Below are 265 nucleotides of genomic sequence, written 5' to 3'. Positions count from 1 at the left end.
CACATTTACAGATAACGTATTTGAAGGAAATACAGCAGCAATTTGTATTATGGAAGAATGGTTTTCAGAAGAGATGATGCAAAAAATTGCAATAGAAAATAAACTTTCTGAAACTGCTTATGTAGTAAAAGAAGGGGAGGTCTATAAACTAAGATGGTTTACTCCTGAAGGAGAAATTGATCTTTGTGGACATGCAACTTTAGCGGCAGCATACGTAATTGCTAACTATTATGAAAAAGAAGCCGAAGAATTTAAGTTTCTAACA

1 protein-coding gene is annotated in these 265 nt (G+C 33.2%); it reads left to right on the top strand.

What is annotated here, in order from left to right:
- Positions 1–265, top strand: a 265-nt coding sequence (locus SB717_RS36585) for a PhzF family phenazine biosynthesis protein (protein ID WP_410907954.1), incomplete at both ends; no start/stop codon positions are given.

The sequence above is a fragment of the Priestia sp. SIMBA_032 genome, assembly GCF_046535215.1.
Taxonomy (GTDB): Bacteria; Bacillota; Bacilli; order Bacillales; family Bacillaceae_H; genus Priestia; species Priestia aryabhattai.
The sequence above is the reverse complement of the archived record's forward strand: the minus strand, read 5'-3'. Positions and strand labels throughout refer to the sequence as shown.